The 8,703-nt window shown below is 55.1% G+C and carries 9 protein-coding genes; 8 read left to right on the top strand and 1 reads right to left on the bottom strand.

From position 1 onward, the window contains the following. Both ACTH3S_RS16770 and orn read left to right on the top strand, forming a co-directional pair. Positions 1–332, top strand: a 332-nt coding sequence (locus ACTH3S_RS16770; RefSeq protein WP_441810153.1) for a hypothetical protein, incomplete at its 5' end; no start/stop codon positions are given. Further along, positions 301–843, top strand: coding sequence for an oligoribonuclease (gene orn, locus ACTH3S_RS16765; RefSeq protein WP_441810152.1), 543 nt, complete (start codon positions 301–303; stop codon positions 841–843). The genes ACTH3S_RS16770 and orn, both read left to right, overlap by 32 nt. Here orn and queG read toward each other — a convergent pair. Further along, a complete protein-coding gene (gene queG / locus ACTH3S_RS16760) occupies positions 838–1,917 on the bottom strand; it encodes a tRNA epoxyqueuosine(34) reductase QueG (RefSeq protein WP_441810151.1) in 1,080 nt (359 codons plus the stop codon). The genes orn and queG overlap by 6 nt on opposite strands. 147 nt (positions 1,918–2,064) lie before the next feature. Here queG and ACTH3S_RS16755 point away from each other — a divergent pair, with 147 nt between their 5' ends. From ACTH3S_RS16755 to hfq, 6 genes are all read left to right on the top strand, one after another. Next, positions 2,065–3,627 (top strand): NAD(P)H-hydrate dehydratase, encoded by a 1,563-nt coding sequence (locus ACTH3S_RS16755; protein ID WP_441810150.1) that lies wholly within the window; start codon positions 2,065–2,067, stop codon positions 3,625–3,627. Further along, a complete protein-coding gene (tsaE, locus tag ACTH3S_RS16750) occupies positions 3,624–4,121 on the top strand; it encodes a tRNA (adenosine(37)-N6)-threonylcarbamoyltransferase complex ATPase subunit type 1 TsaE (RefSeq protein WP_441810149.1) in 498 nt (165 codons plus the stop codon). Before ACTH3S_RS16755 ends, tsaE begins: the two co-directional genes overlap by 4 nt. Before the next feature lie 64 nt (positions 4,122–4,185). Further along, entirely contained in the window at positions 4,186–5,514 is a 1,329-nt protein-coding gene (locus ACTH3S_RS16745) for an N-acetylmuramoyl-L-alanine amidase (protein WP_441810156.1), read from the top strand. A 20-nt stretch (positions 5,515–5,534) separates the two neighbouring features. Beyond that, positions 5,535–7,442 carry a DNA mismatch repair endonuclease MutL gene (mutL, locus tag ACTH3S_RS16740; protein ID WP_441810148.1) on the top strand — a complete coding sequence of 636 codons (1,908 nt, stop codon included), beginning with the start codon at positions 5,535–5,537 and terminating at the stop codon, positions 7,440–7,442. A 43-nt stretch (positions 7,443–7,485) separates the two neighbouring features. Further along, a complete protein-coding gene (gene miaA, locus ACTH3S_RS16735; RefSeq protein ID WP_441810155.1) occupies positions 7,486–8,505 on the top strand; it encodes a tRNA (adenosine(37)-N6)-dimethylallyltransferase MiaA in 1,020 nt (339 codons plus the stop codon). A gap of 37 nt (positions 8,506–8,542) precedes the next feature. Next, positions 8,543–8,703 (top strand): RNA chaperone Hfq (hfq, locus tag ACTH3S_RS16730; RefSeq protein WP_441810154.1); only part of this gene is annotated, 161 nt, incomplete at its 3' end.

The raw sequence follows: 8,703 nt of genomic DNA, 5'->3' as shown, positions 1-8,703 counted from the left end.
ACAAGATCACTTTAAACGCTGTCTGTCAGGTGCAAGTCCGACAGGCTGCTAGGCGGGATATATCACCGAACTACGGGGTGGGGCTGCTTCTTGCTGTCCGGGAATGCCGGCGGCCATGGATGGCCGACGACAAGCGCCAATGGGTGAGGCAAGCGTTTATGAAGCGAAGCTTCATGCGCAGCCGAACGACAGCAATCTGTGATTGCTGGCCGGACCCCGCAGGGGTGCTCGTAGCGGTTCCCGGACAGCAAGAAGTAGCCACGCCTTTCACCAAAGTCCGAGAGTTTAGAGGAAAACAGAATGTCAGCAGGCAACTACCTAGTTTGGATTGATCTGGAAATGACCGGCCTAGACCCGGAAAAAGAACGCATCATCGAAATGGCCACCATCATCACCGATTCAGAACTCAACCTAGTAGCCGAAGGCCCAGTTGTCGCGATTAACCAGCCCGACAGCCTGCTGGAAGCCATGGACGAATGGTGCACTAAAACCCACGGTGAAAGCGGCCTAACCAGGCGCGTTCAAGAAAGCAAAACCACCGCAGCCGAAGCTGAGCAGCAAACCATCGCCTTCCTGAAAGAATACATGGAAAAGGGGAAATCCCCCCTGTGCGGCAACAGCATCGGCCAAGACCGCCGCTTCCTCGTGAAATACATGCCCGAACTGGAAGACTTCTTCCACTATCGCAACCTTGACGTCTCTACCGTAAAAGAACTGGCCCGCCGCTGGCGCCCAGATGTACTAGACGGTGTACAAAAGAAAGGCAGTCACCTAGCGCTAGACGACATCCGCGATTCTATCAACGAGCTGCGCCACTACCGGGAACATTTCTTCAAGCTATAAGCCGTGCTGCGCTAAAGCCCATTGAATATGCTCGCGGACCATATCCGAAGGATAGTCCGCGCGCTGTTTCAAGGCCTCAATCACCGGGATGGTAGACGGCGCATTGCCCAGCCCTACCGCCAAATTGCGCAACCAGCCCTCGTACCCTGTACGGCGAATAGCCGAGCCCTCTGTACGCTTCAAAAACTGCTCTTCCGACCACATAAACAGTTCAGCCAAAGAGCTGTTATCTAAGCCGTGCCTAGGCTGAAAATCATCTTCTTGAGTCGGTTTTTTGAATTTTTGCCAAGGACACACGAGCTGGCAATCATCGCAACCAAACACTCGGTTGCCCATCAGCGAACGCAATTCTTCCGGAATACTGTCTTTCAGCTCAATTGTGAGATAGCTAATGCAGCGCCGGGCATCCAGCTTGTGAGGCCCCATAAACGCATCTGTTGGGCACATATCCAGGCAAGATGAGCAGCTGCCGCAATGGTCGGTGTTAAAACCAGGGTCCACCGGCAGGGGCGCACTGGTGAATATCTCGCCCAAGAAAAAGAACGACCCAGCCTTTGGATGTATCAGCATATTGTTCTTGCCAATCCAGCCTAGGCCCGCTCGCTGTGCCAGTGCTCGCTCTAGTACCGGGGCGCTGTCCACAAAGGCGCGGTAGTCGTAGCCGCTTACTGCGTTATCAATCTGTTTTGCCAGAGAGGCTAGCCGTTTACGAATCAGCTTGTGGTAATCACGGCCAAGGGCATAGCGTGTGATATAAGCATTCTCCCGGTTAGTAAGCGCTTCTTTCGGGCTATCTGGTGTGGGCATGTAATCCATACGCACCGAAATAACCCGAGTAGTTCCGGGTACCAGGGAGCTTGGGGTGTAGCGTTTGTCCCCATGGTGGGCCATGTATTCCATGTCGCCCTGGTATCCCTTGTCAAGCCAGTCCTGCAAATGCTGGGCATGCACGCCGGTGTCTGCGGTCGTAATGCCCGCATCTGAAAATCCGTGGTCTTTGGCCCATTGCCGGATAAGTGCCGGTAAATCAGACAGTTCAGGTTTCGGGATTGTATCGGTTTCTGTTGTGCTCATAGACGCCGCTGTTGTATCCGCCTTGCCGAGGATGGGCGTACGGATATTTAATTTGATTAAGTTATGACCTTTTCCACTGTTTTGCTATGCTTTACAGGTAGCTGGCCAATTTTCTTAAACTGGTTTCTGTAACGGGAGCAAAGGCTCATGCCACAGCATGCTGGAGGCAGTTTATCAGATGCGCTGTTTTCAGCCGATTCTGTGCGCCGTATCGATCAATTTGTAATTGAACAGCAGGGTGTTGATGGTTTCGACCTGATGCAGACTGCTGCTCGTGCAGCCTTTCGCCGGCTGGTTGTGCGCTGGCCCGGCGTAGAACCTTTATTGGTTTTGTGCGGTGCAGGTAACAACGGTGGTGATGGGTATTTGATCGCGGCGAATGCTGTACGCCATGGGCTTGCCGTGCACTGTATTGCGGTAGCGCCCACCGAGAAGTTGCGTGGCGATGCCCTCAAGGCTTGGCAGAAGGCTGTTGCGGATGGTGTAGAGGTCCAAGAACTGGCGGACATAAGCGAGCCAGAATTGGTCTCTGTATTTGAAAAAGTAGAGTTAATTGTGGATGCCATGCTCGGAACAGGTGTTTCGGGCGCGCCCAGAGAACCGTTTGCAGCCGTGATAGCACACTGCAACCGCTCGGGGCGTCCGGTGCTGGCCGTGGATTTACCCTCTGGCCTTAATGCCACTACAGGTGCGGCTGAGGGCGAGGTAATTCAGGCCGCCACAACCGTCACGTTTATCGGTCGTAAGGTTGGCCTGTATACCGGGCAGGGCGCTGCGGTATGTGGTGACGTGGTTTTTGAAGCATTGGATGTGGGTGCCGGTGTCGCAGAGAGCGACGAGAACCCGGTGGCCATACTTAGGCGCTGGAAGTCTGTTCTGGACTGGTTGCCTAAGCGCTCAGCTAACGCCCATAAGGGGCGGTTTGGCCATGTTTTAGTGGTGGCTGGAGATCGGGGCTTTGGCGGTGCCGGCTTGCTTGCCGCAGAAGCAGCGGCGCGTTCTGGAGCTGGCCTGGTGTCATTGGCTACGCGCCCTGAGCATGTAACCGCTGCCTTGGCGAGGTGCCCGTCGGCCATGGTTCACGGCGTGATCCATGGGTCTGAACTGCCCGCACTTCTGGATGTCGCAACGGTTGTGGTGTGCGGGCCAGGAATGGGACAAAGCGCTTGGGGGCAGCAAATGCTGCAACAGGTAGTTGAAAGCGGTAAGCCGCGTGTTCTGGATGCAGACGCCTTAAATCTGCTTTCTTCCCGTGCGCCAATATCTGCCGACAATCAGATTCTGACACCGCACCCGGGTGAGGCAGCCAGGCTGCTGAATTGCGTGGTTCCGGAAGTGGAAGCCGATCGAGTGGCTGCGGCAACAAAACTGCAGTCCATATACGGTGGCGTGGTCTTGCTCAAAGGCGCGGGAACGATCATCGCGTCTGGTTTAAACCCTGTGGATATTGCCGGGGGCAGTAATCCGGGTATGGCGACCGGCGGCATGGGGGATGTGCTATCGGGAATTACCGGTGCACTTTATGCTCAAATGCCTGAGTCACCAGCTTGCGCCGCTGTATTGGGCGCGGCTGTACACCTTGAGGCCGCCTGCAGAGCATCGGCAGACAAGGGGTATATGGGGTTGATACCTACAGACGTAATTGACGCGTTGCCGCAGGTTTTACGGGAAGCCGAACCTGCCAGTAAACGCAGTAAGGGGGCAGAATGAGCATTTTCGGGAACGAGCGCAGACTGTTTCTGGAAGGCGAAGCCGAAACAGAGAGGCTGGGTAGCGAATTGGCCCGCCTGGCAAAACAATCGGGCCAAGGGCTGATTGTGTTTCTTGACGGCGATCTCGGAATGGGCAAAACCACGCTCAGTCGGGGCGTTATAAGAGGGCTTGGGCATAAAGGCGCGGTTAAAAGCCCGACCTATACCCTGGTTGAGCCCTACGAAGATCTGGTGCCGCCGGCTTATCACTTTGATCTTTACCGGTTGGGCGATCCGGAAGAGTTGGAATACATGGGTATTCGGGATTACTTCAACGGCGAAAGCATTTGTCTTATCGAGTGGCCCGAGCGTGGAGAAGGTTTACTGCCCGAGCCGGATCTCGAAATCCACCTTGAACATCAAGGCGAAGGCCGCTCGGTGGTTGTCCGGGCAGGCTCTGAACAGGGTGCATCACTTTTGAATGAACTGGAACTGATCGGGCCTGGCCACTAATGGGCCTGAGCCGAATAAACAGGCAAGTTGTATGAGAAAACACAAGCTGACAATGAAAATCTTAATGGCGCTGGTGCCCGTGTGGCTGCTGGTAGCAACCATGCAGGCGCAGGCTGGTACGAATGTCGAAGGTATCCGCATTTGGCCAGCACCGGATCACACCCGCTTGGTACTGGATACCGAGGGCAAGGTTAGTCATAACATGTTCGCGCTGAGCAATCCCTCGCGCCTGGTGATTGATCTTAAAAATACCCGGTTGAAGACAGACTTTGGAAAACTCGACTTGTCTGGTAGCCCTGTGCGGCGCATTCGTAGTGCACCGCGCAATGGCACGGATTTGAGAGTGGTTCTGGATCTTGCCAGTGATATCAAGCCCCGGAGTTTTCAGCTCGAGCCTAACCAGCAGTATGGGCATCGTTTGGTTTTGGACCTGATTGATGAGAATGGCAGTCGCTTGGAAAAAGCGACTAAGCCAACTGTTACCCACGATTCAGCTGGTAAGCGCGATGTGATCGTGGTTATTGATGCGGGCCACGGTGGTGAGGACCCTGGCGCCATAGGCCCTCGGGGCACCCGTGAAAAAGATGTGGTCTTGAAAATGGCCCACATTTTGGCTGACATGGTAAATAAGCAGTCAGGTTATACCGCCAAGCTCACCCGAACCGGCGACTATTACATAGGCCTGAGAAATCGCACAATTTTGGCCCGAAAATACAGCGCCGATCTGTTTGTCTCGGTGCATGCGGATGCTTTTCGTACGCCCCAACCCAAGGGTGCTTCTGTGTTTGCGCTCTCCCAGCGCGGCGCTACAAGTGAAACGGCCCGTTGGTTGGCACAGAGTGAAAACCGCTCTGACCTCATAGGTGGTACAGGAGGTGTGTCGCTGGATGGCCGCGACGACATGCTGGCCGGTGTGTTGCTTGACCTGTCCATGACCGCCAGTATCAACGCCAGCCTGGGTGTGGGCAGTTCCATACTGGGTAAGCTCAACGGAGTGGCTCACTTGCACAAGCCAGGAGTGGAGCAGGCCGCCTTTGCGGTTCTCAAATCACCGGATATTCCGTCCATTCTGGTAGAGGCGGGCTTTATATCTAACCCGCAGGAAGAGAAAAACCTATCCACAGATTGGTACCGCAGCAAACTTGCCGGCGCCATTATGAAAGGTATCGACGAGTATTTTCAGAAAACACCTCCGCCAGGCACCTTGCTGGCGTGGCAAAAACAGAACGGCCAGGGTGTCGGGCGCATTAGCCGGTACAAAGTTCGGAGTGGCGATACCCTTTCAGGTGTGGCCCGGAAAAACCAGACAACGGTTAGCGAGCTTATGCAGTTTAACGGCCTGAGGGATGACCGTGTTATGGTAGGGCAAACCATTCGTATTCCCTCATCCTGAACAAAAGGTAGTCCTGAAACATGCCCTCCATCCGATTGCTCTCGCCACGGCTGGCAAACCAAATTGCCGCAGGCGAGGTGGTTGAGCGCCCTGCATCTGTCGTCAAAGAACTGGTTGAAAACGCGCTTGATGCGGGCGCTGGCCATGTTGATGTTGAAGTTGAGCAGGGTGGCGTAAAACTGATCCGGGTGCGCGATGACGGCAGTGGTATTGCTGAAGCAGATCTGCCCCTGGCGCTCAGCCGCCACGCCACCAGCAAAATTGTCAGCCTTGATGATCTGGAGTCGGTAGCATCTCTTGGGTTCCGGGGTGAAGCCCTAGCCAGTGTCAGTTCCGTGTCGCGCCTCACGCTGACCTCTCGTACCGACGGCCAAGAAGCTGCCTCCCGAGTGGAAGTTGAAGGCCGTGACATGGATGCGCGAATCTCACCGGCTGCCCACCCCGTGGGTACCACCGTTGAAGTCCGGGATCTGTTTTTTAATACCCCGGCGCGGCGTAAGTTCCTGCGTACCGAAAAAACCGAATTCAACCATGTAGAAGAGTGCGTGCGACGTCAGGCGCTCAGTCGATTTGATTCGGGTTTTACCCTGCGCCACAACCAGCGGGTTATTCAGAACCTGCGGCCAGCGGAATCCATGCTGGACAGAGAGCGCCGCATTGGTTCCTTGTGTGGGCAAAAGTTCATAGACAATGCGGTGGTTATCGATGCAGAAGCCACAGGTTTGCGCCTGTGGGGTTGGGTTGCCTTGCCTACGTTCTCTCGCAGTCAGGCCGATCTTCAATATTTCTTTGTTAACGGCCGGGTTATCCGCGACCGCCTGGTTGCTCATGCAGTGCGTCAGGCATACCGCGACGTTTTGTTTAACAACCGCCATCCGGCGTTTGTACTCTACCTTGAAGTTGACCCAGCTACGGTTGATGTAAACGTGCACCCAACCAAGCACGAAGTGCGTTTTCGCGATGGTCGTCTGGTGCACGATTTTATCTTCCGTACGCTGCACAAGGCTCTAGCCGATGTGCGGCCGGACGATCATTTTCGGGGCGCAGTGGCTCAGTCCCACGGACGCGAAATCTCGGGACAGGGCGAGCCATCGACAGACGGGGCAACACAGGCCCGGCAGCCCTGGAATGTGCAGCCTGCGGCACCCTCATTTGGTGGCCAGGCTCCGGCAACGGGTTTCGGAGGGCAAGCTTCGCCACAGCAAGATTGGCGGGCTAGCGATCAGATGGCGTTTTATCAGTCTCTCAGTGGCGGCGGTGTCAGCGCCCAGCAAGAGCCGGCATCGTTTGCGGGGACGGCATCAATGCCTTTGGAGCATCCTGTCAGCGCAGATGGCCATGAAGAGCCGCCGCTAGGTTATGCCATTGCCCAGTTGCATGGCATTTATGTGCTGGCCCAAGGCAGCGCCGGGATGATCGTCGTGGATATGCATGCGGCTCACGAGCGCATCACCTACGAGCGAATGAAACGCGCGCTGGCGGAGCAGGATCTTAAAAGCCAGCCGTTGCTGGTGCCCCTGTCACTTGCTGTCAGTCAGAAAGAGGCGGCCTTGGCAGAAACCCACGGAGAAGACTTGCAACAGCTTGGGCTGCAAATTGAGCGTATAGGACCCGAGACGCTGGCCATTCGACAGGTTCCAGCACTGCTGCGGGGAGCTGATACCGAACAACTTGTACGAGATGTACTGTCTGATTTGATTGAGCACGGCCAGAGTGATCGAGTTGAAGCTGTTACCCATGAGCTTCTGGGAACCATGGCCTGCCATGGTTCAGTGCGAGCAAACCGTCAGCTGACCATACCCGAGATGAACTCCCTGCTGCGGGATATGGAAGCCACAGAACGCAGTGGTCAGTGCAACCATGGGCGCCCCACTTGGACGCTCGTTACGCTGGCAGAGTTGGATAAACTGTTTCTGCGAGGGCGCTAGGGTGTCATCAAGCCAGCCATCAAAACCGCCTGCCATCTTCCTGATGGGGCCTACGGCCTCCGGTAAGACAGATCTGGCCATGGCGCTTTGCGATAAACTGCCTTGCGACATTATCAGCGTTGACTCGGCAATGATCTATCGCGGGATGGATATAGGCACGGCTAAGCCCACGGCCGACGAGTTGGCTCGGGCTCCGCATCGGCTGATTGATATCTGCGAACCGGTCGAAACCTATTCTGCTGCCGACTTTCGCCGGGATGCGCTGGCTGAAATGGATCGGATTTCCCGTGCCGGGCGTATTCCATTGCTGGTGGGCGGCACCATGATGTATTTCAAGGCGCTGTTGCATGGAATGTCGGGGCTGCCGGCTGCCAATCCAGAACTTCGCAAAACCCTGGAGGCGAAGGCGCAGCGGCTGGGATGGTCTACTCTTTACGAAGAGCTGCAAACCATAGATCCCGTAGCGGCAAAACTGATTCACCCGAATAATCGCCAACGACTGTTGAGGGCGCTGGAAGTTGTTCGTCTGACGGGGCGGCCGATTTCGGCTTTTTGGGCAGCCGATGGCAGTCAGCACTCTCAGTCCTCTCAGCAAGAGGTCGGCCAGCAAGAGGCGGGCCGCCAAGGCATTGAGGATTACACTTATTTTACCCAATGGCAGGCAGACGAAGCTACAACGCTTCCGTATACTGTTACACAACTTGCTATGGGACCTCCTGAGAGGCGAGTGCTTCACGAGAGGATACATCAGCGCTTTCTGAACATGCTGGAAGCGGGGTTTCTGGACGAAGTCCGAGCTTTGATGGGTAGAGGCGATTTACACCCTGATCTCCCTTCCATGCGATGTGTCGGTTATCGTCAGGCTTGGAATCATCTGGCCGGTGTTGATGATTATGACACATTTGTAAGCAAGGGCGTTGCCGCCACCCGTCAGCTAGCCAAACGGCAGCTCACATGGCTTCGGAAGTGGTCTGATTTGAATTGGCTGGACAGCGAAGACAGGTTTATCGTTGAGGCAGCCTTGAAAAAAGTCAGACTTCGCACCACATTTAGCTCTGAATAATGACGATTTGCATTTACTAAAAAATAGGAGAACACACATGTCAAAAGGGCACTCGTTACAAGACCCTTACCTCAATGCCTTACGCAAGGAACGCATTCCGGTATCCATCTTTCTGGTTAACGGCATCAAACTGCAAGGGCAGGTAGAGTCTTTTGACCAATTTGTGATTTTGCTGAAAAATACTGTCAGCCAGATGGT

The organism is Marinobacter sp., from assembly GCF_052094685.1.
In the GTDB taxonomy this organism is placed as follows: domain Bacteria; phylum Pseudomonadota; class Gammaproteobacteria; order Pseudomonadales; family Oleiphilaceae; genus Marinobacter.
This window is presented reverse-complemented; position numbering and strand designations above follow the sequence as displayed.

Coding starts and splice junctions, on each gene's coding strand:
- orn (WP_441810152.1), top strand. CDS start 301: ATGTCAGCAGGCAACTACCTAGTTTGGATTGATCTGGAAATGACCGGC.
- queG (WP_441810151.1), bottom strand. CDS start 1,917: ATGAGCACAACAGAAACCGATACAATCCCGAAACCTGAACTGTCTGAT.
- ACTH3S_RS16755 (WP_441810150.1), top strand. CDS start 2,065: ATGCCACAGCATGCTGGAGGCAGTTTATCAGATGCGCTGTTTTCAGCC.
- tsaE (WP_441810149.1), top strand. CDS start 3,624: ATGAGCATTTTCGGGAACGAGCGCAGACTGTTTCTGGAAGGCGAAGCC.
- ACTH3S_RS16745 (WP_441810156.1), top strand. CDS start 4,186: ATGGCGCTGGTGCCCGTGTGGCTGCTGGTAGCAACCATGCAGGCGCAG.
- mutL (WP_441810148.1), top strand. CDS start 5,535: ATGCCCTCCATCCGATTGCTCTCGCCACGGCTGGCAAACCAAATTGCC.
- miaA (WP_441810155.1), top strand. CDS start 7,486: ATGGGGCCTACGGCCTCCGGTAAGACAGATCTGGCCATGGCGCTTTGC.